1 protein-coding gene is annotated in these 1,005 nt (G+C 63.4%); it reads left to right on the top strand.

The genetic code is table 11. The annotated features are described in order from the left end of the window. A partial coding sequence (locus tag ABGB10_RS33170; RefSeq protein WP_347664919.1) for a polyketide synthase occupies positions 1-1,005 on the top strand: 1,005 nt, incomplete at both ends.

The raw sequence follows: 1,005 nt of genomic DNA, 5'->3' as shown, positions 1-1,005 counted from the left end.
TCCGGGTGGTGTGGGTTCGCCGGATGAGTTGTGGGATTTTGTGGTTTCTGGTGGGGATGGGGTGGTGGAGTTTCCGTCGGATCGGGGTTGGGATTTGGCGGGGTTGGTGGGTGATGGGGAGTCGTTCGGGACGTCGTATGTGTCTGCTGGTGGGTTTTTGGAGGGTGTTGCGGGTTTTGATGCGTCGTTTTTCGGGGTGTCGCCTCGGGAGGCGTTGGCGATGGATCCGCAGCAGCGGTTGTTGTTGGAGGTGTCGTGGGAGGCGTTGGAGTCGGCGGGGGTTGATCCGCTGGGGTTGCGGGGTTCTCCGGTTGGTGTGTTCACGGGGACTAATGGTCAGGATTATTCGACGTTGTTGTTGGCGGTGCCGCGGGAGGCTGATGGTTTCCTGGGGACTGGTAATGCGGCGAGTGTGTTGTCGGGTCGGGTTTCGTATGTGTTGGGTGTGGAGGGTCCGGCGGTCACTGTTGATACGGCGTGTTCGTCGTCGTTGGTGGCGTTGCATTTGGCGGTGCAGGCGTTGCGTGCGGGTGAGTGTGGTTTGGCGTTGGCTGGTGGTGTGACGGTGATGTCGACGCCGGGGACGTTTATTGAGTTTTCGCGGCAGCGTGGGTTGGCCGGTGATGGTCGGTGTAAGGCGTTCGCGGCGGGGGCGGATGGCACGGCGTGGGGTGAGGGTGTTGGTGTTCTGGTGGTGGAGCGCCTGTCGGATGCGGTGCGGAATGGGCATCGGGTCCTCGCGGTGGTGCGGGGTAGTGCGGTCAATCAGGATGGTGCGTCGAATGGTTTGACGGCGCCGAATGGTCCGTCGCAGCAGCGGGTGATCCGCGCGGCGCTCGCGGCCGCTGATCTGTCGACCTCCGACGTCGACGTCGTCGAGGCGCATGGGACGGGCACCCGGTTGGGTGATCCGATCGAGGCGCAGGCGTTGTTGGCCACGTATGGGCAGGACCGTCCCGGTGATGAGCCGTTGTGGTTGGGGTCGGTGAAGTCGAACATCGGCCA

Origin of the sequence: Micromonospora sp. B9E7 (assembly GCF_039871815.1) — a bacterium.
GTDB lineage: Bacteria > Actinomycetota > Actinomycetes > Mycobacteriales > Micromonosporaceae > Micromonospora.
This window is presented reverse-complemented; position numbering and strand designations above follow the sequence as displayed.